A 24886-nucleotide genomic window follows, 5' to 3' on the forward strand; every position below is an offset into this window, starting at 1 on the left:
CTCGCCCGCACCGGCGAGGGCGACATGTCAGGGGATGAACCTCACCTCCGGGAAGGCCGTGGACGGCCCGTCGAGCAGGTGCCCCCGGCGGTGCCGCAGATGCAGGTCGAAGAAGGCGAGCGGGTACGCCTGCTGGATCCGCAGCGCCCGAGCCGGATCGAGCGTGCCGATCCAGCCGTGAAGCTCCTCGTCGCTCATCCCGACCACCTTCGCCAGCTGCGGGATCAGTACCTGGTTGTCGCAGTACGACGAGTGGACGGCGCCGTCGGCCTGGACATTGAGCCGCCACCCCCGCAGATGCGACCAGAACTCGGCGGCACTCGGATCCTCGGCCCGGGTGAACACGGCCGTCATCATCATGAACGGCCGGTCCAGGTCCGTGGTGACCGTCGGTTCCATCGGGCCGTCGAAGCTCAGCCCGGCCCGGACGCGTCGGTCCTCGATCATGACGAGGGCGGTCGCCGTCCCGCCCTTCGACCAGCCGAACATGCCGATGCGGTGCAGGTCGAGGGCGCCGCACAGCCCGGCCGGCAGCGGCCGCTGCTCAGCGTCGGGACTGCGCCCCGCGTCGAGGTCCTCGACGCAGTCGAGGACGAACCGGATGTCCCGCGCGAAGTCCCCCGGCCCCAGGGCGTGTTGGGGGTCTCGCAGCGGGACGACGACCCGGCCGTCGGGGAACTCGCTGAACGCGTCGCCCGTATGGTCCACCGTGACCACGACGTACCCGTGGCTGGCGAGCTCCTGCACCACGACCGTGGCGTCGGACCGGTGGTCGTGGGCGCCGTGCGAGAACACGACGACGGGCAGCCGGCCGCCCGTTCGCCGCACCGGGGCGCCCTCGTGACCGGCCGTGAACGGTGCCGACACGGCGTCCGCGGCGAACCCCGCGGACGTCAGGAGCTCCCGCAGCGGCTCGGCGGCCATCCAGGGTGCCCGCGGATACCGCCGGACATCCCGGGCGGGGTACCAGACACTGGCCATGAGCTCACGGTGTCGGGCCGGGCCGGCCGCGGGATCCGGGCGTGTGGGGTCCACGAGGTGCAGCGACACCGTGCCCACCGGGTACGGCCCCGTGGGCACGGGAAGGATGAGCCGCGCCGGGCCCGGAGCCGTCCGGGCGGCCCACGCGGGCCGCGCGACGCCGAGCGGCACCGCGGCGCCGGCCGCCAGTGCCGCTCCCATCAGACGGCGGCGCGTCAGTCCGCCACGGCTGTCCCTGTTCATGTTCGCATTCACATTCATGTGCCTGTCCATGTGCGTGTCCATACGGGAACGCTGTCAGGCGGCACACGTGAACACATCCACCCGGCGAACGCATCACCGGTCCCGCATGCCTCCGCAGACTTACGTCCGTGGGATGAGCACCGGACCCGCACCGGCTCCGGCCCGGCCCCGCCAGGTGCGTCTCCGCGCCCTGCTGGCTAACCTTCACACGTGACCATCGAGTTGACCCTGCTGCCCCGAGTCGCCTGTCGCGGACAGGAGATCACGGCGCCTCGGCTGCGCGGACTGCTGGCGTTGCTCGCCGGGGATCTGCGCACCGGGTGCAGCACGGGCCGGCTGGTGGAGGGGCTGTGGCCGGACGAACTGCCGGGGCGGCCGGGCAAGGCGGTGCAGGTGCTGGTGTCGCGGCTTCGGGCACAGCTGGGTGCCGGACTGATCGTGAGTACGCCGACGGGGTACCGGCTCGCGCTGGACGAGGCACAGGTCGACAGCTCGGCGCTGCTGGCGCACGAGGGCGCGAGCGCCGAGCGGGCGCGGGCGGGAGATCACGAGGGCGCCCTGACGCGGGCCGAGGCAGGCCTGGCGCTGTGGGACGGCGGTCCGAGCGCCGCGGACGGCGAGGAAGGGCACGACCCCGTGACGGCGCTGCGTGCCGACCGGGTCCGGGCCTTCCGTGCACTGGTGCGGTCCCGGGCGCTCGCGCTGGCCCGGCTGGGGCGCACGGAGGAGGCCGCGGCACCGCTGGCCGAACTGGTCGGCGAACTGCCCCGCGACGAGGAGCTGTTGGCGGAGCTGCTGCGCTGCGAGGCGGCCACGGCGGGCCGGGCCGCGGCGCTCACCCGGTACGACACCTATCGACGCGGGCTGCGCGACGAGCTGGGCACGGATCCCGGGCCCCGACTCAGGTCCGTGTACCAGGAGTTGCTGCACGCGGACGCACCACCCGTGCGCCACGGTGTGCCGCACGAGCCGAACCTGCTGCTGGGGCGGGACGCCGACGTCGCCGCCGTCGCCAGGCTGCTGCGCGACGCCCGGGTGGTCACCGTCACGGGCCCCGGCGGGCTGGGCAAGACGCGGCTCTCCCACGCGGTGAGCCGGGCGGCCGAGCAGCCGTTGGTGCACTTCGTCGCCCTGGCCGGGGTCACCGCCGACGAGGACGTGGTCGGCGAGGTGGCCTCGGCGGTCGGCGCCGGTGAGGGCCGGCAGTTCACCGGCGGGGACGAGGTGGGCGGCATCGTCGCCGCGCTGGGCCCCCGCCCCGCCCTGCTGGTGCTGGACAACTGCGAGCATGTGCTCGCCGGCGCGGCCGGTCTCGTACAGGCACTGGTGTCACGCTCGCAGGAGCTGCGGGTGCTGGCGACCAGCCGGGCGCCGCTGGGGCTGTCCTCGGAGTCCGTGTACACGCTGCCGGAGCTGTCCCTGACCACGTCCTTCGAGCTCTTCGAGCAGCGCGCGCGAGCGGCCCGGCCCGGTGTGGAGCTGCCCGCCGACAAGGTGGCCGAGATCTGCCGCCATCTGGACGGGCTGCCGCTGGCCGTGGAACTCGCCGCGGCCCGGGTGAGAGTGCTCTCCGTTGCCGACATCTCCCGCCGGCTGCGGGACCGTTTCGCACTGCTGCGCGGCGGCGCCCGGGACGCGCCCGAGCGGCATCGCACGCTGCAAGCCGTGGTCGAGTGGAGCTGGAACCTGCTGGAGAACGACGGCCGGACGGCGCTGCGCGCGCTGTCGGTCTTCCCCGGAGGCTTCACCGTGGACGCGGCGGAGTATGTCCTCGGGGAGGCCGGGGGCGCGCTGGAGCAGCTGGCCGGGCAGTCCCTGATCAAGGTGGGTGACAGCCCTTCCGGGGTGCGCTTCCACATGCTGGAGACGCTGCGGGAGTTCAGCGCCGCCCGGCGGGCGGAGGCGGGCGAGGACGAGGCCGTGACCGGGCGATTCCTTTCCTGGGCCCGGGACTTCGGCCGGGCGCACCACGACGCGATGTACGGAGCCGACGCGATGTCCTGCGTAGACCGCTTCCGTGCGGAGCAGGACAACCTCGTGCTGGCGCTGCGGCACGCCCTGGCCCGTTCCGACGGATCGGCCGTCGCCGCCGTCACCGCCGTGCTGGCCTCCTTGTGGTCCATCGGCAACAACTACTCCCGGTTCATCACCCTCGCCGCCGAGACGGGCGGGCCGCTGTCCCGCTTCCGTCCGGGGCCGGAGCATCCCGAGGACGTGGAGGTTGTCCGGAGCGCGGCGGTGGTGTGTACGGCCGGGCTCTTCATGGGCTACGGCCCGCACGCCGCACGGCAGTTGGCCGTCCTGCGCCGGCTGCCACCCGGTCCGCCGGACAGCGTGCTGCGGGCACTGGCCGTCGTGCTGTGCGCCGTTCCGGACCTGCACCCGCCGCGGTACTCCCGGCTGCAGGAGCTGTGCGACGCCGACGAGCCGATGCTGGCGGGCATCGCGTCGGGCGTCGCCAGCTATGTGTGGGAGTCCGAGCACGAGACGGAGCGTGCGCTTGAGTGCGCGCGCCGCATGCTCGTGGCGCTGGGGCCGTTCGGCAATCCGTTCATGCTGTTGCTCAGCCATGGGCGGATCAGCGAGCTGTGTCTCAAGACCGAGCGCGGCGCGGAGGCGTACGACCATCTGCGGGCCGCGGACGCGCTCGGCGCGGTCGGTGACTGGTCCGACTCGATCGGCGTCCGCCACGGGCTGGTGTCCGCCTGTCTGCAGCGTGGGGAGGTCGACGAGGCGGAGTACTGGCTGGGCCTCGCCGTCCGGGACCGCCGGCTGGAGTCCCCCCAGTCCTTCACCGCCGAACTGCAGGCGGCCAGGGCCGAGGTCGCACTGGCCCGGGGACTGAGCGAGGTCGGACTCGGCCTGTGGCGCAAGGCGGTGGAGGGATTGCGGGAATACAGCCTGCTGCATCCCGGTGATCCCTTCATGGATCAGTGGTGCCTCCAGATACAGGCGGCCGCGCTCGCCGCGCACGCGCAGCACGCCCGGCTGGAGCCGGTGGCCCACCTGTTCGTCCGCCTGCGGGAACGGCTGCTCGCGCTGTTGTCCGACGCTCCCGGCAGCGTGGACATGGTGGAACTGACGGTGTGCGGCACGGTTCTGCTGGCGCTCGGTCACGCCGGACTGGCCCGTGGTGACACGGCGGCGGCACGGTTGGTGGCACTGGCGGAGCGGATGCCGGTGATGCGCGACTACCCCACCCTGTCCTCGGCGCGGTCCCGGCAGGCGGCCGAGAACGCCGCCAGGGCGGCGTACACCGAGGCGAGGTCGGTGTACGCCGCCCTGGGGCGGGAGGAGTTGCGGGCCGCGGCGCTGCGCGAGCTCACTGGCGCGGCTCACGGTTGAACCGCGCCTTGGACCACAGGTAGCCCAGCAGGCTCAGCCCCAGGGACCAGGCGACGGCGAGCACCGCGTTCCTGGTGCCGACGTGGGTGCCCAGCAGCAGCGCGCGCAGGGTCTCGATGGCGGGCGAGAACGGCTGGTACTCGGCGAACCAGCGGAAGCCCTCCGGCATGGTGCCCACCGGTACGAACGCGCTGGACAGCAGCGGCAGCAGCGTCAGCGGCATACCGAGGTTGCTGGCCCCTTCGGCGTTGGGGCTCACCAGGCCGATGCCGACCGCGATCCAGGTCAGCGCGAGGCTGACCAGGGCCATCAGCCCGGCCGCCGCGAGCCAGTCCAGCGGCGTCGCGTGGGGCCGGAAGCCGATGGCCAGTGCGATACCCAGGATCAGCACCAGAGCCAGCAGCGTCTGGATCACGCTGCCGATCACATGGCCGACCAGCACCGAGGGGCGGGAGATCGCCATGGTGCGGAACCGGGCCATGATGCCCTCGGTCATGTCGGTGGCCACGGACACCGCGGTGCCGAGCGAGATCATGCCCACGGTCATGAGGAGAACGCCGGGGACGAGGTAGGCGACGTACTCGGCACGGTCCGCGTGACCTCCGGTGATGCCGGCGCTCATCGCGTTGCCGAAGACGTAGACGAACAGCAGCAGGAGCATGACCGGGGTCAGCAGGACGTTCAGGGTGAGCGAGGGATAGCGGCGGGCGTGCAGGAGGCTGCGGCGCAGCATGGTCAGGTTGTCGCGGAACGCGTAGCCGGCGGCGCTCATCGAACGATCTCCTTGGTAGCGGAAGAGAGGGGGTTTCCGGTGAGTGCGAAGAACACGTCGTCCAGGTCCGGGGTGTGCACGGACAGTTCGTCGGCCTCGATGCCGGCGCTGTCGAGCCAGTCGAGGATGGCGCGCAGCTCGCGCTGGGTTCCGTCGCTGGGAATCTGGACGGAGAGGGCCGCGTCGTCCCGGGTGGTCTCGCGCAGTGCGGTGGCCGCCTGTTCGTAGACGACCGGGTCGGTGAAGCGGAGCCGTACGTGCCCGCCGGGGACGAGGCGCTTGAGTTCCTCGGCGGTGCCCTCGGCGACGAGCTTGCCGCCGTTCAGCACCGCGATGCGGTCGGCGAGTTGGTCGGCCTCCTCCAGGTACTGGGTGGTGAGGAAGACGGTGGTGCCGCCGGAGACCAGTTCGCGGATGATCTGCCACATGGTGTGCCGGGAGCGGGGGTCGAGGCCGGTGGTCGGCTCGTCCAGGAAGATGATCCGGGGGTCGCCGACCAGGGTCATGGCGATGTCGAGGCGGCGCTTCATGCCGCCGGAGTAGGTGGCGGCGGGCTTCTTCGCGGCGTCGGTGAGGTCGAAGCGCGCCAGCAGTTCGGCCGTGACCCGCCGTCCCTCGCGCGGGGCGAGGTGGTGCAGGTCGGCCATCAGGCGCATGTTCTCCTCGCCGGTGATCAGGCCGTCCACGGCGGAGAACTGGCCGGTGACCCCGATGGCGGCCCGCACCGCCTGGGCCTCGGCGGTGAGGTCGTGGCCGGCGATCCGCGCCTCGCCGCCGTCGGCGGAGACCAGGGTGGACAGGATCTTGACGGCGGTGGTCTTGCCGGCGCCGTTGGGCCCGAGGAGAGAGAAGATCGTGCCGGCGGGCACCCGGAGGTCGATGCCGTCGAGGACGGTCTTGTCCCCGTAGGACTTGCGCAGCCCGTGCGCCGCGATCGCGAGTTCGTGGTCCTTCGTCATGCCGCAGAGCGTGCGGCCGAGGCGGTTCAGCGCGGTTTCAGCGCGGCTTCAGCGCGGCTTCAGCGCGGTTTCAGCCGAGGGAGGGAGACCATGCACCACGCACAGGCGGGTCGTGGCTACTTGAGGGCAGCGGCGGCGAGGCGCAATTCGCGGAAGGCCTGGTCGATTTGGTCGTGGAGGGGGACCGAGGGGTCCTGCATCCAGCGGTGGGTGGCGATGGCGAAGGTGTCCATGCCGACCTGGGCGCACAGCGGCGCGATCCGGGCGTCGACGCCGCGGGCCCGCAGGGCGTCGGTCAGCGCGGTGATCAACAGGGCCCGCTTGGCCAGGGCGCGTTCCTGGAGGGCCGGGGTTTGGGCTACGAGGCGGGCACCGGGCTCGGTGACCGGGCGGTTGCGTTCGAGGAGGGGCACCGACTCGTGGAAGGCGGCGCGCAGGGTCGGCAGCGGTTTCGTACCGGGCGGGACGTCGGCGACGGCCTGGACGAGCAGGTCGCGGAACTCGCCCTCGCGGTCGAAGAACATCTCGCGCTTGTCGGCGAAGTGGCGGAAGAAGGTGCGTTCGGTGACACCGGCGCGTGCGGCGATGGCCTCGACCGGCGTCTGGTCGAAGCCGCGCTCGGTGAACAGCTCAAGAGCAGCCGTCAGGAGCCGCTGACGCACCGCTTCCCCACTTCTCGGCATGCGCCAACCGTAGCACGTTGCGTCAGTGACTGACTCGGCGTAGCGTCAGCCACTGACAGTTTTTGAGTCAGTCACTGACGCATGCTTGGAGGTCGCTCACATGGAACGACGCTTCGACGGCAAGACGGTGATCGTCACCGGTGCGAGTTCCGGGATCGGGGTGGGCATTGCCCGGCGATTCGCCGCGGAGGGTGCGAACGTCGTGCTCGCGGCGCGCCGGAAGGACCGGTTGGAGGCGCTCGCGACCGAACTCGGGTCGGACCGGACGCTGGCGGTGGCCACCGACGTCACCAGACAGCAGGAGGTACGGGCGATGGTCGACGCCGGCGTGGCCCGGTTCGGCGGCGTCGACGTGCTGGTGTCCAACGCCGGGGTAGGGCTCGGCAAGGAGTTCGAGGAGACCACGCTCGCCGACTGGCGGCTGGTCATGAGTACCGATGTGGACAGCTGCTTCTTCGGGGCGCAGGCGGCGTTGCCGTACCTGAAGCGGAGCCGTGGCAGCATCGTGCAGATCGCCTCGACGTCCGGGCTGGGCGGCGACCGGATGCTCACCGCCTACAACGCCGCCAAGGGCGCGGTCGTGAACTTGACCCGCGGGCTCGCCTTCGACCTCGGTCAGTTCGGCGTCCGCGTCAACACGGTCGCCCCGGCCTTGACGGTCGGTGCGGAACACGCCGATCACCCCATGGCGGCAGGACTGATCGAACGGTTCAACCAGCGCCGGGCGCTGACCGGTTGCAGCACCCCGGCCGACATCGCCGGCGCGGTCACGTTCCTCGCCTCCGACGACGCCCGCTTCATCACCGGAACCATCCTGCCCGTCGACGGCGGCATCACCGCCGGCAGCGGCCAGCCCCCCTTGTTCTGATTCGGGAAGGGAAAGAGACGATGGACTACGACATCGACCCCGAGCTCGCAGCCGCACTGGCCGCCCTGCCCAAGGGCCCGAACGGCTCGCTGGTCGACTTTTCCGACATCCCCGCTTTCCGCGAACGGATGCGGGCGGCCGGCGCACAGTTCCCCGCGCCCGCTCCGGATCCGCGTGTCAAGATCGAGACGCTCGGCATCCGGCGCGAGGACGGGAGCCTGCTCGACGTGGTGATGTTCCACCCCGGCGGCGCCGACCAGCCCCGGCCGGCCCTGGTCTACTTCCACGCCGGCGGGCAGGTGCTCGGCAGCGCCCACGACCGCGCGGCCTGGGCGTACAGCGCGACCATGGCCCTGCGGCTCGACGTCGTGCTGGCCGTGGTCGACTACCGGCTGGCGCCGGAGACCCCGGCGCCGGGCGCCGCCGAGGACGGCTACCTGGCGTACACGTACCTCACCGAGCACGCCGCCGAGAACGGAATCGACCCGGACCGGATCGGACTCGCCGGCGCGAGCGGCGGCGGGGCGCCCGCCACGGCCACCGCGCTCATGGTCCGCGACCGCGGTGACCGCCGTCCGCGGCTGCTGTCGCTGAACTACCCGATGCTCGACGACCGCCACGAGACCCGGTCCAGCCACGAGATCGTCGACCTCGGCATCTGTGATCGCAGGGAGAGCCTGTACGCCTGGGCCGCCGTGCTGGGTGACCGGATGGGAGCCCCGGACGTGCACCCGTACTCCGCGCCCGGCCGCGCCACCGACGTGGCCGGCCTGCCGGACACCTTCATCGCCGTCGCCCAGTTCGACGTCTTCCGCGACGAGAACATCGACTTCGCGCAGCGGTTGATCGCCGCCGGTGTCCCGGTCGACCTGCATGTCTACGCCCACGCCTGCCACGCGTGGGACGTGTTCGCGCCGCAGTCGGCCCTCACCAGGACCTTCGAACAGACCTGGCACGACTACCTGCGCCGCCACCTCCACGGACAGCGGACGCCTCTTCGCGACGCCACCGCCCGCGATGAGACGACGAGTCACATTGCCGAACCGTAATCCACGCAGTGCTACCACGAGTAACTTACTCGTGCGTAAGGTTCTGGCGAACCACTCCCCAGTGGCGTGAGCCGGCCCGTGGGACGGCCCTGCTCACCTGCCGTGCTCACCTGTGCACCTCTCTACCGGCCGCATCACAGGAGGTTCGCCATGCCCCCACGCAAACGGCTCCTGGCGGCAGCGGTCACCGCTGCCGCCTGCCTCGGCGCCCAGGCCCTCTCGCACACCACTGCCTCGGCGGCGGACGAGGTCGTCTCCCGAGGCGTCACCATCCCCGCCTTCTACAACCCGCCCGCCGCATTGCCCGCGGCCAACGGCAGCCTCGTCCGCTCCGCGCCTCTCCCGCTCGCCCTCGGCCTGCCGGGCCTCGACGGACCGCTCCCCGGACGCGCGACCCGCCTGATGTACAGGTCGACCGACTCGGGCGGGCAACCGGTGGCGGTCACCGGCGCCTACATCGAACCGTCCGCCGCCTGGAAGGGCGGCGGACCACGGCCCCTGGTCGCGCTGGCACCCGGCACCATGGGCCAGGGCGACCAGTGCGCCGCGTCCCTGGGGCTGGAGCACCCGCTGACGTTCAACGGCCGTACGACATCGGTCGGTTACGAGGATCTGGCGATCTACCGCCTCCTCGCGAAGGGCGTCGCCGTGGTCGTCACGGACTACGTCGGTCTCGGTGCGACCGACCGGCTGCACACCTACGTCAACCGCGTCGACGAGGGGCACGCGGTACTCGACGCCGTCCGCGCGGCCCGCTCGGTGCCCGGGGCCACCGTCACCCATGACTCCCGGGTGGGGCTGTTCGGCTACAGCCAGGGCGGCGGCGCCACCGCCTCCGCCGCCGAACTCCAGGCCTCCTACGCCCCCGACGTCACACTCTCCGGCACCTACGCGGGCGCGCCGCCCGCGGATCTGACCGCGGTCACCAAAGCCATCGACGGCAGCGAGCTGGCCGGTGCGCTGGGCTGGTCCCTGAACGGCTTCCTCCAGTCCGATCCCCAGCTCAGGCCCATCGCCGAAGCACACCTCAACACCGCCGGCAAGGCCGCCCTCGCCGATCTGTCGACCATGTGCGTCGGGGACGCCGTCTTGGGCTACGGGTACGCGAAGAGCACCGCGTGGACGACCGACGGACGGTCCATCAGCGACATCATCGCCGCCACTCCCGCGCTTCAGCGGTTCCTGGACCACCAGCGCATCGGCACACTGAACCCGTCCGGGCCCGTCCGCATCGCGACAGGCGTCAGCGACAACCTCGTCCCGCACGCCCAGGCACGTCAACTCGCCGTCGACTGGTGCCGCAAGGGCGCCGACATCACGTACAAGCCCGTCGTACTCCCCGACGTCGGCAGCGCCCTGCTCAACCACTTCGCCCCGCTTCTCACCGACCAGGGCGACGCCATCGGCTGGCTGACCGACCGATTCTCCGGCAAGCCGGCCCCCTCCACCTGCTCGACCCTGCCCGCCCAGCCCTGACCGGCGAGGAGGTCGGCGGACACCGACAGTCTTATCGGGGTGTTTGGCCCTTGCCGTCGCCGACGGGGCCGGGCGCCTTCCCTGTCGCATCTGCCCGTGCTCGACGGGCTGCTCCCTCTGCTGCCTGCGGCCTGTGGCCTGCGCGCTGTTGGGCGACTGTCCGCGCGTCGAGGACGGCAGACGCAGGGCGGCCGCGGAGTGGGTGCGCCAGTCCGAACGGCTCGACCTCGCCCGGGACCCGCACGACCACGTGCCCCACCACGTCACCGCCGTCGCCGTCCAGGCCCGTGCCGGGCAGCGATCGAGAACCTCGTCCACCGCTTCTCCACCCGGGGCAACGCGCCCGGCCGAACACCGAGGACGGCATGGACAGCGCCGCCTGGCCCCCGCGGTTGGCCAGGTCCGTGGAGCGGGTCGTCCAGGAGGGCCTCACCAATGTCCGCAAGCAGCGCGGCTGGTTGTTGGGAACTGGCTCCCTCACCTCCCCGTCGGTCACCGTCCGGCTGCTGGAGCACGGGATCATGGACTGAACCAAGCCGACGAGGCTTGAGCCGGCCGGAGTTCTTCGCCGACACAGACATGAACGTGGACGTGGACCGGATCGCGCGCCCGGCCTCGGATTACGCCCCTTGACACATCGCCACATTGACACATCGCACGCGAGGAGCAGCCCCCATGAAGACCCAGGACGACCACCTTGAGGAGCTCTATGGGCTCCCCGCTTTCACCTTTCCCCTGCCCGGCGAGACGGCAAGGCTGCCTGAGCCCGGCACCGTGGCCTGGCGGATCGGCCACGAGCGGTGGACAACCAGCGAGCCGTGGGGGGACGAATTCGCCCGCTTCTGCGCCGAAGTCGACCTCGCACGGGTCCGTGCTCTGATCATCGGCATCTGGGACGACGTGGAGGACACCGATCCCTCCGAGGTCATCGAAGCGCTGCTGGCCGTGCGCGACCGGCTGCCCGCGCTGCGGTCGTTGTTCCTCGGGGACATCACCGACAAGGAGTGCAAGCTCTCCCGGATCAGCCAGACCGACGTCACACCGCTGCTGGCAGCCTTCCCCGCGCTGGAGGAGTTCGGCGTGCGCGCGGGAGAGGGCACCGGCATGGGCGAAACCTTGAGGCTGAAGTTCCCCGCCCTGCGCCACGAGTCGCTGCGCAGGCTGGTCGTGGAGAGCAGCGGCCTGCCGGCCGACGTCGTGCGCGGTGTCGGGGCGAGCGAACTGCCCGCGCTGGAGCACCTCGAACTGTGGCTGGGCAGCTCGGACGACGGCGCGGACTGTACGGCGGCCGACCTGGAGCCGATTCTGTCCGGCGCCCGGTTGCCCCGGCTACGGCACCTGGCCCTGCGCAACAGCGAGATCCAGGACGAGGTCGCCGCCGCCGTGGCATCCGCCCCGGTGGTCGGACAGCTTGAGGTGCTCGACCTGTCCATGGGCGTCCTGAGCGACGACGGCGCGGCCGCACTCCTCGACGGCCGGCCGCTGACCCACCTCAGGAAGCTGGACCTGCACCATCACTTCCTCAGCGAGCCCCTCCAACAGCGCATACGCCAAGCGCTCGCACCCGCGGGCGTCGAGGTGGACCTCGACCAGGACTGCGTCCTGGACATCAACGGCCTTCGTCTGCCCGACACACGTTACGACCTCTGCGAGCCTGACATCTGCGTCGGACCAGTCAGCTACTGAGAGGGCGTTCGAAGCCGGCAGTTCGCCACTCATGCCCTGAGGGGATGCACCACGATTGGTCTTGGGGCGGGCTGGTCTGAGGGTTCGGCGGGATGGTGGCTCGGCACTCGCTGGTCGGCCGTTACTCGTACCGGTACTTCAGCGAATCCGCCTCCGCCTGCTCGATGTCAGCGATCGTCAGCTCCGGCATCCGCAGCTGGGCCAGCGTCACCTCGGCCGAGGTCGGCTGGGCGTCCGCCGGCAACCATTGCTCCGGCTTCCAGGCCCCGCTGCGCAGGAGCGACTTGGGACAGTGCGGGTAGACCTCCTCGATCCCCAGCACCAGCGCACTGGCCGGCGGCTTGCCCACGGCGGTCAGCTGCGACAGCAGATCCGGGCGCGTGGACACGCAGGCCCGGCCGTTCACCCTGAGCGTCGTGGTGCGCCCCGGGATGACGAACAACAACCCGGCCCGGCCGGTGGCGACGACGTTCTGCAGGGTGTCCAGACGCTTGTTGCCGGTCGCGTCCGGTATCGCCAGCGTCCGTGCGTCCAGGACGGCGACGAACCCGGCGGGGCCGCCGCGCGGGGAGACGTCACAGTTGCCCTCGGCGTCCGCGCTGGCGACCAGGACCAGCGATGAGCATCCGATCAACCGCCGGGTCTCGTCTGTGAGTTGGGTCATCTGCTTGCGCACGGCCGCGTCGCTGGGGAGTTCGTAGACCTGGCGCAGCGCCGACTGGTCGGACACGGCGTCGAGACGGAGCGAGTCGAAGGCACTGCTGGCAAGGTGTGTCGTCATGCCCCCGACCCTAATGGGCCGGGCGAGTTGGTCGCAGACGTCGCCCCGCGTCGGCGGGCAGGCTGTGCGTCCGGGCGCCATGAGCGACGCGAAGGCGACCGCCGGCGGGAGGCGGGGCCGGGCTGGGGCGAGCCGGGCCTCTGTACGAACTGGTCTTCACCGACCGGCTCCTGGTGACACAGGTCCATCTGCGGACTGGGCTCGCCCACGGGCGTCGGGCGCGCTCCACAAGGTGGGCCCCTCCATGATCGGCCGGGCGATCTGGGAGATCCGCATCCGCCCACTGCCGGCGGACCGTGGCATCGCCGTCCGGGACCCAGCACCCAGGTCGGATGGACGACCGGACCGCCGTACGCGCCGAGGGCATCGCCGAGCAGTTCCACCGGCACCGCGGGGCGAAGGCCGAGGTCGACACGGAGTGCATACCGCGTCCCTGTTCACCCGCGTCACCCGCAACATCGCCCCCGACGCTCCTTCTCCGCGCCGCACTGCACTGCACTGCACTGCTGTCCGTCAACGCCCGCGAACGTCGGTCCGGCACTGGTCTGGGTGGTGGAAGTCTTCTGTGCTCGACGGTGTCTGGGCAGGCGGAAGCGCCTTCGCTGGGTGAAGCTGAATGCGTGAGCATCAGGAACGGGCGCCCGGCAAGTACCGAACAGATCCATGCAGCGCTGGCTGCGCTGAGGGCTGAGCCGCCGGCAGATACCGAGAAGCGGCCCGAGGGGCCACAGGAAGATGACCGCCTGCGGCTGCTTGGCAGTCTTCTGGCGAAGACGGAGCTTGAGATCACCGCCGCGACCCGGCTGACCGAGGAAGAGGAGATCGAGGACGTCCTTGAGACGTTGCTCGGCTGGGGAGACCAATTGGGAGCGGATCCCGGTCTGGAGGTCAACGTCGTGACGAACCGGCTGCAGCGCACCGCGGTGCAGATCTCGCAGCCCGAGGCGGAGGAGCTGCCTCCCGGCCGGGAAGCCGCCTTCGCCGCCGTAATGACAGCGGTGTACACGCTCGGCGCCCAGCTGCACGCGGAACGCGGCGACACAGAGGGAACCCGGCGCGCTCTGAGCGGGGCGGAAGAAGCCCTCATCGACATCCTGCAAGGCATGCACGACCTGCGCGTCGCCATCGGGGACGCGGCCGGCCCCGAGGACGAAGCCGCCGACGGCTGAATCCTCGGTCGAGGAAGAGGAGTTGTCCACTCGACGGCCACGAACACACCCGGCATTTCTGCTGCCCCGTGATGGTGAGGATGCTGTGGAGGACGGGAAACGGGCTTCCGGGCTCCCGGAAGCCTCTCTACCCTCCCGGAATCATGGCAACCGACCACGCGCAGCAGCCCCAGCCGACCGCCGGACATTCCCGCAGACGCTTCCTCACGGTCGCCGGCGGCGCGGTGGGCGCTGTCGGTGCGACCGCGTTACGACCCGCAGCGCGAGCAGCCGCGGCCACGCCCTCCCGCCGAAGCGTCGCCGTCCTCGGCGGCGGCGTCTCCGGGCTCAGCGCCGCCCACGAACTCGCCGAACGCGGATACGCCGTCACCGTCTACGAGTACCACGACATCCTCGGCGGCAAGGCCCGCTCGATGGACGTCCCCGGCACGGCCGCCGGCGGCCGCAAGCCGCTGCCCGGCGAACACGGCTTCCGCTTCTTCCCCGGCTTCTACCGGAACCTGCCGGACACGATGCGCCGCATCCCCTTCCCCGGCAACGCCGCCGGAGTCCACGGCAACCTCCGCAACGCCACCGAGGAGTTGTTCGCCCGCGGATCGGGCCGCCCCGACCTGCACTTCCCGCTGCGCCGGATCACGACCCCGCCGGCGCCCGGCGACATCACCGCGTCCTGGATCCGCGACCAGATCCTGTCCGTCCTGGACGTGGGCACCCGCCTGCCCGCCCACGAGGTCGCCTACTTCGCCGACCGTCTCCTCGTCCACCTCACCAGTTGCGACGCGCGCCGCGAGGACCAGTGGGAGAAGGTCGCCTGGTGGGACTTCATCCGCGCGGGAGAGATGAGCCGGGAGTACCAGACTCTCCTCGGCATCGGGCAGACCCGCAACCTCGTCGCCACCCGCGCCGAGGTGGCGTCGACCAGGACCGTCGGCCGCGTCATCATCGAGGCCCTGATCCTGTGGGGCCTGCTCGGTCGCGGGATGGACGGTGACGCCGACATCGACCGCGTCCTGAACGCTCCCACCAGCGAGGCCTGGATCGACCCCTGGGAGGCGCATCTGCGGTCGCTCGGCGTCGGCTTCGTGACCGGAACGCAAGTGCTGGAGGTCGGGTACCAGGGCGGGCGGGTGACCGGCGTCCGCGTCGCGGCCCGTGCCGGCGGCCACGAGCGCACGGTCACCGCCGACCACTACGTCTCCGCCATGCCCGTCGAACACGCCCGCGCCACCTGGGGCGGGCCTCTGCGCGCCGCCGACCCGCAGCTCGGTCGGTGCGACGCGCTGAAGACGGACTGGATGACCGGCGTGATGTTCTACCTGCGAACGCCCACTCCCGTCGTGCACGGCCACATCAACTGCCTCGACTCACCCTGGTCGGTGACAGCCGTCGGCCAGGCGCAGTTCTGGGACGTGCGGGACTTCTCCCGCGACTACGGCGACGGGCGGGCCCACGACTGCCTCTCCGCGATCATCTCGGAGTGGGACAAGCCCGGCATCCTGTACGGCAAGACGGCCAAGGAGTGCACCCGGGACGAGATCGTGGCCGAACTGTGGGCGCAGCTGAAGGACGGGCTGAACGACACGGGCAAGACCACGCTCAGGGACGAGGACCGCCTCGGCTGGTTCATGGACCCGGCGGTGACGGGCCTGGGCGGCCCCGACCCGCACAACCGCGAACAGCTCCTCATCCACCCGACGGGCACGCTCTACCATCGTCCCTCGGCGCGAACGGCGATCCCGAACTTCTTCCTCGCGGGCGACTACGTCCGCACCGATGTCGACCTCGCGACCATGGAAGGGGCCAACGAGTCCGCACGGCGAGCCGTCAACGCCCTGCTCGACGCGGACCGTTCGGACGCCGAGCGGTGCCGTGTGTGGGAGCTGTACCGACCGCCGGAGATGGAGCCCCTCAAGCGGATCGACGAGGTGCGCTACAGGCTGGGTCTGCCCAACACCTTCGACCTGGGGTGATCCGGAAGGGCCACTGCTCCGGCACGTGCGGCGGGAGGACTTTCACCGCGAGGCGGACGACCTGATCGCGCCGGTCGCCCCCCTGTGTCCCAGCTCCTGTGAGGCGTCGGGGGTCGTCGCGTACAGTGCGGTGTCGAGGGCCTGACGGTCCGGGTTCGCAGCCCGACCCGCGCGGTCCTCTCGTCTTGCCCGCCGCCGGGCCGGAAGGAACGGGCTCCGCGGCCGTCCCTCCGGAAGGAAAGCGCATGGCACTGCAGGTTCTGCGGGCGCAGGACAGAACTCCCGCGCCGTGGAAGAACGGCGGAGGTGTCACCTCCGAGGTCGCCGCCCGCCCGGAGGGAGCGCGGACCGACGATTTCGTCTGGCGGGTCAGCATTGCCGATGTCGCGCAGAGCGGACCGTTCTCGGTCTTCGACGGCGTGGACAGGATCATCACCGTCGTCGACGGACCCGGTATGGCCCTGACGGTCGACGGCGCCCGGCATGTAGTGGCCGTCCCGTACGAGCCGTTCGCCTTCGCCGGTGACTCCGACACGCGCTGCGAGCTGCTCGGCGGCCCGATCGTCGACTTCAACGTCATGGTGCGGCGCGCCGATGCGTCGGCGCGGGTCCGGATCGTGCGCGACCGCGTCGCGGTGCGCCCGGCAGCCGGAACGTGCGTGCTCGCAGTGGTACTCCAAGGTGCGGCCACCCTCGGACGCAAGCCCGTACGCCTCGACCGCCTGGATGCCGCACTGTTCGCCCCGGGGGACGCCGACGACATCGACGTCGACGGGGTTCTCGCACTGGTCACTGTCGCCGGACGCGACTCGGACTGACCCGGCGCCTCTTCGCCATCTCGAACACCGCTGCCCGCATTGGCCCCGGTCGATACCGCACAGTCCGGACGAGCCCGATCCGGCTCGGTGAAGCGGGGTGCACCCGCCGATGAGGGTCGACGACCAGGGCCTGGCGCCCGGCGGGGCGGAGGTCGGCGCGGCCCGCGATCCTCCGCCCAGGCCGGATCGTCGTAGCGCGCACACGACCGCGCCGCCTCCCGCCCCCCTCGTCCGGGTCCGCCGACAGCGCGGCCCGCTGGTCGCCGGACATCCGGCCCCAGCCGAAGACTCCGTGTCGGCGTGCCACACGATGACCTTGGAAGCCGCTGCCCTTCGGCTCTCGAAGGATGCGCTTCGAGCGTTCGCCGGCGGCAGGGCTCGGACGGAATACGTGCGGATCCCTGCTGGTTGGCTCGGCGTGGCTACTTTAGGACTCATCGGCAGCGGACGGGTCGGCACCACACTCGCGCGACTGGCCGTGCACAGCGGACTCGACATCGTGCTCAGCAACTCGCGCGGCCCCGAGACGCTGGCCGGTCTGGTCGCGGAACTTGGTCCCCGGGCTCGGGCGGCGACCGCGGCGGAGGCCGCGGCGGCGGGCGACTGGGTGGTCGTGAGCGTGCCGTTCACAGCGTACGGCTCCTTGCCGCGCCGGCCTCTGGCGAGCAAGACGGTCATCGACACCAGCAACTACTCTCCGCAGCGCGACGGCAGGGTCGAGGCCCTGGACAACGGCTCGACCACGAGCAGCGAGCTGCTCCAGCAGTACCTCGGTGAATCGGCGTATGTCGTCAAGGCGTTCAACAACATCCACCACACACACCTCGCCGTCCTGAACAGGCCGGCAGGGGCCGAGGACCGCACCGCGCTCCCCATCGCCGGAGACAACACCGAGGCGAAGCGACACGCGACCGCACTGCTCGACACCCTCGGATACGACGCCGTCGATGCGGGATCACTCCCGCAGGGCAGGCTGTTCGCGCCGGGCACGCCCGCATACGGCGCCCCGTACACGGAGCTGCCCAGCGAGTCGTTCGGCTCCCTGGCGGCCGGCGCCGCCCCAGCCGGGTTCCTCTCGCTCAAAGCAGGCCCGGCTTCGGCAGCCGAGGTACGAGCGCTCCTGGCGAAGGCGTAGTTCTCGATGGTGGCGTTGCCGCAGCTGACGTCGGCGAGGTCGAAGAGCGAGCCGAGGTCGCGTTCGATGACCTGCGGGTAGGACGGATCGGTGCGCTCACAGCCGTCACGGAGTGAGACTGGCCCGGACGAGACGGAAGGCGACCGCCGGTTCCACAGCGCGGGTGACCGTCCTGCCAACGACGACATGCGAGGCCCCAGCGGTAATCGCCGCATGCGGTGTCCCGGGGCGGGCGTGCTCGGCCGGGGATTCGCCGGGCAGCGCGACTCCCGGAGTGACGATCAGGGCATCGGGACCCAGGGTGCTGCGCAAGGCCGCGACGTCCCTCGGCGAGGCAATCACGCCATGGCAGCCGGCCTTCTGCGCCAGACGGGCCAGCCGGAGCACCTGCTGGTCCACCCCGTCTCTGACGCCGATGTCGACAAGATCCGTGTCAGTCATACTCGTGACCACGGTCAGGGCGAGGACGCGCAGTTGAGGGAAGTCTCGGGCGGCCTCGACCGCGGCTGACACGATGCCGCTGCCGCCCATGCCGTGCACGGTGACCATGGACACGCCCAGTGCCCCCGCGGCGCGAACCGCGCCGGCAACCGAGTTCGGGATCTCGAAGAGCTTGAGGTCCAGGAAGACCTCCTTGCCCTGGTCGACAAGGCTCTTGATGACGTCCGGCCCGGCAGCGGTGAGCAGTTCCAGGCCGACTTTGTAGAAACGGCATTCGTCGCCCAGCCGCTCAACGACGGCGTCGGCGGTTGCGCGATTGTCGCAATCCAAGGCGACGATGATCTGGCGGGTCGCATCCACGGCGTCATTGTGCCGCCACCCCCACCCCAGCCTGTCGCACCACCGACGCCACCGAAACCGTGTGGCTGGTGCGGTGAGTCTGCCGGCACCGTCGGGTTCCCGGCCGGCCGCACCGGTGGCCGTCACATCCAAAGAGCGATACCCGCGACCTTCCAGCGAGCTACGACGACCCTGTGGCGTCCCACCGGCCCGAAGGAACTGGCGCTGGTGTGCGAACTGGGCTGGCGTGCCTGGCCTGCCCGGCTGCCGGAGCAGCCGATCTTCTACCCGGTCCTCAACGAGGACTATGCCATCAAGATCGCCCGGGTCGGCTCCGCCTGCGCCCCGGCCCGAGCCGCTCGACGTGCCGGGTGTCTGCAGCTGCGTCATCCGACGGCCACGGGTGCGAGGCCGAGGTCGGCGAGTGCCGCCGTACCGGCGGCGGCATGGCCGCTCCCGGCGAGCAGCAGGGTGCGGGCCGATTGGTAGCGGCAGCCCGCCGCGTCGAACGCCCTTGCGGCGGCGAGCTGTCGTGTCAGGTCGTCGTCCAGCAGTGCCTGCGCCCGGTCCAGTTGGGCGGTGGCGACGGGGTTGCCGGCGACCACGCTCCGGGCGGCGTCGACCCGGGCCCGGGCGTCGGGGTGCCCGGCGAGTACCGACGCCTCCGCCCGGAGCGCGACGTACCAGTGCAGCCAGACCCAGCAGACCCACTTCCACACTGTTCCGGCTCCGGTGCCAACCGCTCCGGGGCCGCGTCGGCGTCCTCGTGGTGGAGCAGGACCAGGGCGTCGAAGACCGCGCCGTGGCCATGACGGTGGTGCAGCACGGGGCCCGCCCGGTCCGCGATCGCGAGCCAGGTCGCCCGTGCGTCGTGGTCGCCGCGCAGGCCGTGGATCATGGCGACCGACGCGGCGGCGGGGCCGAGCACGAACGACCGCTGCCGACCGCTGTGTTCCCACGCGTCGAGGAACGTCGCGCTGTCCGTGAGCACCTGGTCGCCCTGGCCTGCGAGCGCCTCCGTGACCAGGAGCCAGGACGTGGCGTGGTGACCGGCCTCGGCCAGCAGCGGATGCTCGGCGAGCTGCCTGCTCCACCCGCGGGCCTGGCGGAGCTCCCCCACGCCGAGGACGTTCCCGGCGGCCATCGCGAGGGCGTCCGCCAACTCGTGCGTACGGGCCGGGGTGCGCGGTACCGGAGCCAGGATGTCGATGCGACGCCGGGCGGCAGCTGCGGCGCCGAAGGGGTCTCCGGCCAGGCATGGCGCGAGGCGAACGAACTCCGCGAACGCGAGCTGATGCGCGACGGGCGCTGGCTGGTGTCACGCTCAGCAGACATCTGAACGCGCAGGCAGCAGCACCGAGCGTCAGGCGTCGGCCGGAGGCGTGAAGTCCAGCGGCGGGTTCAGCCTGGCGAAGCCCTCCTGGCGTTCGTAGGGGAAGTACGGATACGGCGCCGGCTTGCCGCTCGCCGCGTCGAGTCGTGCCACCTGGTCGGCCGTCAGGGACCAGCCGACGGCGCCGAGGTTCTGGCGGAGCTGTTCCTCGTTGCGGGCGCCGATGATGACGGAGGACACGGTCGGCCGTCGCAGCAGCCAGTTGATGGCGATCTGCGGGACGGCCCTGCCGGTCTCCTGCGCGATCTCGTCGAGCGCGTCGATCACGCGGTAGAGATGCTCGTCGTCGACCGGCGGACCGTAGGCGGCGGTGTCGTGCAGGCGGCTGTCGGCGGGCAGCGGTCGGCCGCGGCGGATCCTGCCGGTCAGCCGTCCCCAGCCGAGCGGGCTCCACACGAGTGCTCCGAGGCCCTGGTCGAGTCCGAGGGGCATCAGTTCCCACTCGTAGTCGCGGCCGACGAGGGAGTAGTAGACCTGCTGCGCGACGTAGCGCGGTCGGCCGTACCGCTCCGCGACCGCGAGGGACTTCATCGTCTGCCAGCCGGAGAAGTTGGAGACTCCCAGGTAGCGGACCTTCCCCGCGCGGACGAGGTCGTCGAGCGTGGACAGGACCTCCTCGATCGGGGTGCCGGCGTCGAAGGCGTGCAGCTGGAACAGGTCGATGTGGTCGGTACCGAGCCTGCGCAGCGCGTCCTCGCACGCGGTGATCAGCCGCGACCGGGACGAGCCCGCGTCGCCCGGCCCGTCGCCCATCGGGAGGCTGGTCTTGGTGGACACGAGCACCTGGTCCCGGCGGCCCTTGATCGCCTCGCCCAGGACTTCCTCGGACGCGCCGCCGGAGTAGACGTCGGCGGTGTCGAACATCGTGATCCCGGCATCCAGGCAGATGTCCACGAGCCGGCGTGCCTCGCGGGCATCGGTGGTGCCCCAGGCGCCGAACACCGGTCCCTTGCCGCCGAAGGTGCCGGCGCCGAAGCTCAGCGCGGGGACCTTCAGCCCGGACGCGCCCAATCGCCTGTATTCCATGGGTGCTCCCCCACTCTCCTCGACCCGTCCAACTAATGGGTCACGAGTTCCATTAGGATGTGCCCCCAACGTAGCACGCGAAGACGACTAACGAAACTGGGGTCCCGTTATGGATTCGATGGATGGCGATCCGACGTCCTCCGAGCCGGGTACGGTCCGGCCCGGCGGACGTACGGCGCGGGTGCGGGCGGCGGTGCTCCGGGCGGCCGGGGACACCCTGGCCGAGCAGGGCTTCGCCCACCTGGACCTCACGGAGATCGCCCGGCGTGCCGACGTGGGCAAGACCACCGTCTACCGCCGCTGGGGAACCGTCACCGGCCTGGTGGCCGACCTGCTGACCGACATGGCCGAGCAGTCGTCGCCGCGCGCCGAGACCGGCTCGCTGCTGGGCGACCTCACGGCCAACGCCCGCCTCGTGCAGCGCACTTTGGCCGACCCGCGCCAAGGAGCCCTGTTCAAAGCCGTCATCGCGGCCGCCACCTGCGAGGCCAGAACGGCCGAGGCCCTGCACCGCTTCTACGACGTCCGCGTCGCCGAGTGGGCTCCCTGTGTCCAGCAGGCCGTCGACCGGGGTGAGGCACCCGAGGGCACCGACCCCCACGAGGTGATCCGCGCCGTCTCCGCGCCCCTCTACTACCGCCTGCTGACCACCGACCGCCCGCTCGACGAAGCCGCCGCCGACCGGGCCGCCGCGGCGGTCGAGGCCGCCGCGCGCGCCGGGGTGTACGTGCGCGGCCACCGCGCCTCGTGACGGGCCCGCCTCCAGCGGCGATGAACGTGGCGGAGCCCGGGAGTCGTATCCAGCTCCCGGGCCCCTGGGGATGCCACCCAATTGCGCACGCCGGCGGCGTTTAAGAGGACGGATCAGTCATCATGCCGTCGTGTTCTTCCTTTGAACTACCGCACCGCGTGAGAGGTGCAGGCGAGAGTCGAACTCGCATCCGACGGCGTTCGTCCGGCCTCGGTCGATCCGGCGATCGGCGGCGATGCTGAGACTGGAGCGAGAGTCTGAGATTGACCGCGGGACCTTTGCGGCACCGCTTCTTCAGGCTGAACTTCAGTGTCAGCTTGCGCTCATCGCGCGGACCGGTCCTCAATCCGGCCCGCGCCTGTCGCGCACCCCCGCGCTCGCACGCGGGGGCGATCATGGATTGCCACCTGGTCGGCCGGCGTCAGCCGAGCAGGTAGCCGAACACCGCGTCGCCGATCCGCTGGTCGGTGACCTCGGCGCCGTTGGCCTCCTCGCGGGCGAACTTCACCGCCTGCTGAAGCTTCTCCACGCGCTCCACCAGTTCGTTGACCCGCCGAGCCGGGAGCGCTCCGGAGAACTTCACGGTCGTCCAGTACCCGATGGGCACGTCCTCGTAGTACACCTCGACCTGCGCCGGGTGCTTCTCGGTGGCCTCTGCCTTGACGTGGTTGCGCGGGACCTTCTTGGTGCGGATCGTGCGCACCGGGTCCGTCTTCCACCAGTCCGTGGAGGGGTCGTGCGACCAGGACTCGGCGGCGTCGAGGGTGGGGAGCTTCCTGACGAACGTGTGCAGGTCGGTGAGCTGCTTCTCCAGGAAGAGGAGGTAGCTGACGGGGACGTCGCTGAGAATGGTCCGGCCGTCGACCGCGACGTCCGCGCGGGCCGCGCAGTTCGCCCAGTCCTTGGTGGCGGTCACGTCGAAGAGCCGGGTGAGCGACGCGGACATCTCCCGCAGCACGTCCTCGGCCTGCACCTGTACGCGCGTGGACTCGGGCGGCAGTTGCTCGCCCTCCTCGTCCTTCGGCTGGTACGTGCGCGAGATACCGGCCAGCAGGGCCGGCTTCTGCACCTTGTGGTGTGCCGCGGTGATGTCCTGGAGCGACTTGCTCTTGACACTCTTCTCGACGGCGATGATCTGGTTCAGTTTCGCCACTTCGGGTCCCCCTTCGAACAGGCAGGAACGTACCCCGCAGGCTGGAACACCCGCATCTCCTTTATCGCCGCCGGCCGTTCAGCCCTGATAGCCCCGCAGCTTGCGGTACAGCGTCGCCCGGCCGATGCCCAGAGCGGCCGCCGTGCGCGCCTTGTTGCCGCCGTGCCGGCGCAACGCGTCCAGGATCGCGGTGCGTTCGGCGTGCTCGATCGCGCTGAGGTGCCGCTCCGCGGGGCCTTCCCGCACCGGGTCCGGCAGTTCGGCCCGCCGGACCGGCCCGGACACGCGTCGGTGCTCCGCCAGCGTCCGTACGACATGGGCGAGTTCGGTGATGTTCCCCGGCCACGGGTGCTGCTCCAGGGCGCGCAGCGCGTCGAGCGTCCAGGCCAGCGGTGCCCGTCCCGGCAGCGGCCGCGGCGTCAGCGCCGACAGCAACTCCCCTATGTCCTCGGGGCGTTCACGCAGCGCGGGCAGGGACACGGAGCGGGCGGCCAGCGTGTCCAGGAGCCGCTGGAGACAGGGGCCGGGCGGCGCGCCAGGCGTGTAGGTCACCAGCAGCGGGGCGTGCGGGTGTGTGCCGAGCAGGGAGTTGAGCGCGGCCACACCGGGCTGTGTGAGCCGCTCCGCGTGCCGCAGCAGTACCGGCCGATCCCGCTCCAACTCGACCTGTATGCAACCGAGTTCTTCGTCCTCGGCTGCGTCGACGACCCGCGCGGCGCTTCCTCCCGGCAGCTGACGGGCCAGCACCGTCTTGCCCGTGCCCCGCTCGCCCGTCAACAGCAACGGCCCCGCGGAACCCGCCAGGGTGAGCGCACGCGCCACCGCGTGCCGCCAGGCGACCGACGAACCGGCCAGGGCCGTGGACCGGCGTCGCGCGGGGCGGCCGGGGTCGGCGAGCGGGTGCAGCAGAGCCACGAGCCCGATCACGGCACCCTCATGACGTACGGGGGTCACCCGCGCGGTGCAGCCCGCGCCCTCGGGCAGCCGGACGACGTCGACCGGCGTGTCGTGCCCGCGTACGGACACGGCCCGGCGCTCCAGCGCGGCCAGTGCCTGCGGCGAGAGCAGCCGCTCCGCGGCCGGACTGAGCAGCCGGTTGCGGCCGTCGAGGACCGCCACCGCGAGGTCCGGGCCCTGAGCCGCCCGGCGATAGGCGTCGAGCAGGGCCCGTTCGGCCGTCCGCGACCGGGTGAGCAGCACGGCTTCCACGGCGTTCGCGGCGGCCTCGGCGAGCGCGGCGCCCGGATGCGGCGGGCACCCGCCGCACAGCCCTGTCACGACGCTCACCGTGCCGACCAGATGCCCGCCGTCCGGCGCGAGCACCGGCACGCTCACCGCCGACAGGTCCTGCCAGCGGTCCAGGAAGTGCTCGGGACCGTGCACCTCGGCCCGGCGCCGGGTGCGCGCCGCGAGGGCCGCGCTGTTGTGGCCGACCTCCTGTTCCGAGAGGTCGGAGCAGGGTTCGAGCCCAGGGACGCTGCCTCCCGTCCACAGCACACGCAACCGGTGGTCGGTGAGGAGCAGGACCGCCCGGCCGGTCCCCAGGGCGGGTGCGAGCCGCTCCAGCACGGGGCGGGCGACGCCGAGCAGGGCCGACTCCAGCGGCGGGACGGGGCCGGCGGCCGGCTGCCGGAGGTCGTGCGGCACCCCGAAGAACCGGGCGCGCCGCCAAGCGGCGACGACCTCGTCCGGCACGCCGTCCGGCAGGGGACGCCCGGTCAGGAACCGCTCGCGGGCCTGGCGCAGCGGGGTGAGCGTGAGGTCGGCAGGGGTGTGTTGGGTGCTGGTCACGACGCCTTCCACCCTACCGGAGTCAGTTGAATCGACAACAACTACGGTCCGCCCCGT

22 protein-coding genes and 1 pseudogene are annotated in these 24886 nt (G+C 71.5%); 13 read left to right on the forward strand and 10 right to left on the reverse strand.

Going from position 1 to position 24886, the window contains the following annotated elements; all coding sequences use genetic code 11:
• Window positions 1–27: 27 nt before the first annotated feature.
• Window positions 28–1224 (reverse strand): alpha/beta hydrolase family protein, encoded by a 1197-nt coding sequence (locus AC4OXY_RS07035; protein ID WP_362822284.1) that lies wholly within the window; start codon window positions 1222–1224, stop codon window positions 28–30.
• Window positions 1225–1434: 210 nt separating this feature from the next.
• Here AC4OXY_RS07035 and AC4OXY_RS07040 point away from each other — a divergent pair, with 210 nt between their 5' ends.
• Entirely contained in the window at window positions 1435–4569 is a 3135-nt protein-coding gene (locus AC4OXY_RS07040) for an ATP-binding protein (protein WP_491993455.1), read from the forward strand.
• On the opposite strand, the gene AC4OXY_RS07045 is transcribed toward AC4OXY_RS07040, so the two are convergent.
• The 3 genes from AC4OXY_RS07045 to AC4OXY_RS07055 form a co-directional block, all read right to left on the reverse strand.
• Entirely contained in the window at window positions 4547–5341 is a 795-nt protein-coding gene (locus AC4OXY_RS07045; protein ID WP_356031233.1) for an ABC transporter permease, read from the reverse strand. The genes AC4OXY_RS07040 and AC4OXY_RS07045 overlap by 23 nt on opposite strands.
• On the reverse strand, window positions 5338–6300 hold the full coding sequence (locus tag AC4OXY_RS07050; protein ID WP_491993456.1) for an ATP-binding cassette domain-containing protein: 963 nt from the start codon (window positions 6298–6300) through the stop codon (window positions 5338–5340). Before AC4OXY_RS07050 ends, AC4OXY_RS07045 begins: the two co-directional genes overlap by 4 nt.
• 116 nt (window positions 6301–6416) lie before the next feature.
• Entirely contained in the window at window positions 6417–6983 is a 567-nt protein-coding gene (locus tag AC4OXY_RS07055) for a TetR/AcrR family transcriptional regulator (RefSeq protein ID WP_356033044.1), read from the reverse strand.
• 100 nt (window positions 6984–7083) lie between these two features.
• Here AC4OXY_RS07055 and budC point away from each other — a divergent pair, with 100 nt between their 5' ends.
• From budC to AC4OXY_RS07080, 5 genes are all read left to right on the forward strand, one after another.
• Entirely contained in the window at window positions 7084–7851 is a 768-nt protein-coding gene (gene budC / locus AC4OXY_RS07060) for a meso-2,3-butanediol dehydrogenase (RefSeq protein WP_491993457.1), read from the forward strand.
• A gap of 20 nt (window positions 7852–7871) precedes the next feature.
• A complete protein-coding gene (locus tag AC4OXY_RS07065; protein ID WP_491993458.1) occupies window positions 7872–8900 on the forward strand; it encodes an alpha/beta hydrolase in 1029 nt (342 codons plus the stop codon).
• 150 nt (window positions 8901–9050) lie between these two features.
• Window positions 9051–10376, forward strand: coding sequence for a lipase family protein (locus AC4OXY_RS07070; protein WP_491993459.1), 1326 nt, complete (start codon window positions 9051–9053; stop codon window positions 10374–10376).
• A gap of 365 nt (window positions 10377–10741) precedes the next feature.
• Window positions 10742–10906, forward strand: a complete 165-nt coding sequence (locus AC4OXY_RS07075; RefSeq protein WP_356033052.1) for a hypothetical protein — start codon at window positions 10742–10744, stop codon at window positions 10904–10906.
• Between the two features lie 145 nt (window positions 10907–11051).
• The gene (locus tag AC4OXY_RS07080; protein ID WP_356033055.1) at window positions 11052–12062 is read left to right on the forward strand and encodes an STM4015 family protein; all 1011 of its coding nucleotides are present in this window, start codon (window positions 11052–11054) and stop codon (window positions 12060–12062) included.
• Window positions 12063–12183: 121 nt separating this feature from the next.
• On the opposite strand, the gene AC4OXY_RS07085 is transcribed toward AC4OXY_RS07080, so the two are convergent.
• Window positions 12184–12843 carry an MSMEG_1061 family FMN-dependent PPOX-type flavoprotein gene (locus AC4OXY_RS07085; protein ID WP_491993460.1) on the reverse strand — a complete coding sequence of 220 codons (660 nt, stop codon included), beginning with the start codon at window positions 12841–12843 and terminating at the stop codon, window positions 12184–12186.
• A 620-nt stretch (window positions 12844–13463) separates the two neighbouring features.
• Here AC4OXY_RS07085 and AC4OXY_RS07090 point away from each other — a divergent pair.
• From AC4OXY_RS07090 to AC4OXY_RS07105, 4 genes are all read left to right on the forward strand, one after another.
• Window positions 13464–14012, forward strand: a complete 549-nt coding sequence (locus AC4OXY_RS07090) for a hypothetical protein (protein ID WP_491993461.1) — start codon at window positions 13464–13466, stop codon at window positions 14010–14012.
• A 143-nt stretch (window positions 14013–14155) separates the two neighbouring features.
• On the forward strand, window positions 14156–15982 hold the full coding sequence (locus AC4OXY_RS07095; protein ID WP_491993462.1) for a hydroxysqualene dehydroxylase: 1827 nt from the start codon (window positions 14156–14158) through the stop codon (window positions 15980–15982).
• A gap of 245 nt (window positions 15983–16227) precedes the next feature.
• Window positions 16228–16800 (forward strand): HutD/Ves family protein, encoded by a 573-nt coding sequence (locus AC4OXY_RS07100; protein ID WP_491993463.1) that lies wholly within the window; start codon window positions 16228–16230, stop codon window positions 16798–16800.
• Between the two features lie 418 nt (window positions 16801–17218).
• Window positions 17219–17935, forward strand: a complete 717-nt coding sequence (locus AC4OXY_RS07105; RefSeq protein ID WP_356033067.1) for an NADPH-dependent F420 reductase — start codon at window positions 17219–17221, stop codon at window positions 17933–17935.
• A 105-nt stretch (window positions 17936–18040) separates the two neighbouring features.
• On the opposite strand, the gene pyrF is transcribed toward AC4OXY_RS07105, so the two are convergent.
• Complete coding sequence (pyrF, locus tag AC4OXY_RS07110) at window positions 18041–18736, reverse strand: orotidine-5'-phosphate decarboxylase (protein ID WP_491993464.1); 696 nt, start codon at window positions 18734–18736, stop codon at window positions 18041–18043.
• A gap of 138 nt (window positions 18737–18874) precedes the next feature.
• Between pyrF and AC4OXY_RS07115 the strand changes: the two are divergent.
• Window positions 18875–19042 (forward strand): annotated as a pseudogene (locus tag AC4OXY_RS07115) (ADP-ribosylation/crystallin J1); the annotation flags it as partial.
• Between the two features lie 59 nt (window positions 19043–19101).
• Here the strand turns inward: AC4OXY_RS07115 and AC4OXY_RS07120 are convergent.
• Window positions 19102–19434, reverse strand: a complete 333-nt coding sequence (locus tag AC4OXY_RS07120) for a hypothetical protein (RefSeq protein ID WP_491993465.1) — start codon at window positions 19432–19434, stop codon at window positions 19102–19104.
• Between the two features lie 47 nt (window positions 19435–19481).
• On the opposite strand from AC4OXY_RS07120, the gene AC4OXY_RS07125 reads away from it, so the two are divergent.
• Complete coding sequence (locus AC4OXY_RS07125; protein ID WP_491993466.1) at window positions 19482–20054, forward strand: hypothetical protein; 573 nt, start codon at window positions 19482–19484, stop codon at window positions 20052–20054.
• A gap of 24 nt (window positions 20055–20078) precedes the next feature.
• On the opposite strand, the gene AC4OXY_RS07130 is transcribed toward AC4OXY_RS07125, so the two are convergent.
• A complete protein-coding gene (locus tag AC4OXY_RS07130) occupies window positions 20079–21134 on the reverse strand; it encodes an aldo/keto reductase (RefSeq protein WP_356033075.1) in 1056 nt (351 codons plus the stop codon).
• 109 nt (window positions 21135–21243) lie between these two features.
• Between AC4OXY_RS07130 and AC4OXY_RS07135 the strand changes: the two genes are divergently transcribed.
• The gene (locus AC4OXY_RS07135; RefSeq protein ID WP_491993467.1) at window positions 21244–21885 is read left to right on the forward strand and encodes a TetR/AcrR family transcriptional regulator; all 642 of its coding nucleotides are present in this window, start codon (window positions 21244–21246) and stop codon (window positions 21883–21885) included.
• A 421-nt stretch (window positions 21886–22306) separates the two neighbouring features.
• On the opposite strand, the gene AC4OXY_RS07140 is transcribed toward AC4OXY_RS07135, so the two are convergent.
• Window positions 22307–23038: a DUF7873 family protein gene (locus AC4OXY_RS07140; RefSeq protein ID WP_491993468.1), complete on the reverse strand. Its 732-nt coding sequence runs from the start codon at window positions 23036–23038 to the stop codon at window positions 22307–22309.
• A 78-nt stretch (window positions 23039–23116) separates the two neighbouring features.
• Window positions 23117–24829, reverse strand: coding sequence for a helix-turn-helix domain-containing protein (locus AC4OXY_RS07145; RefSeq protein ID WP_491993469.1), 1713 nt, complete (start codon window positions 24827–24829; stop codon window positions 23117–23119).
• Window positions 24830–24886 lie beyond the last annotated feature (57 nt).

This window comes from Streptomyces sp. HUAS MG56 (assembly GCF_058673395.1).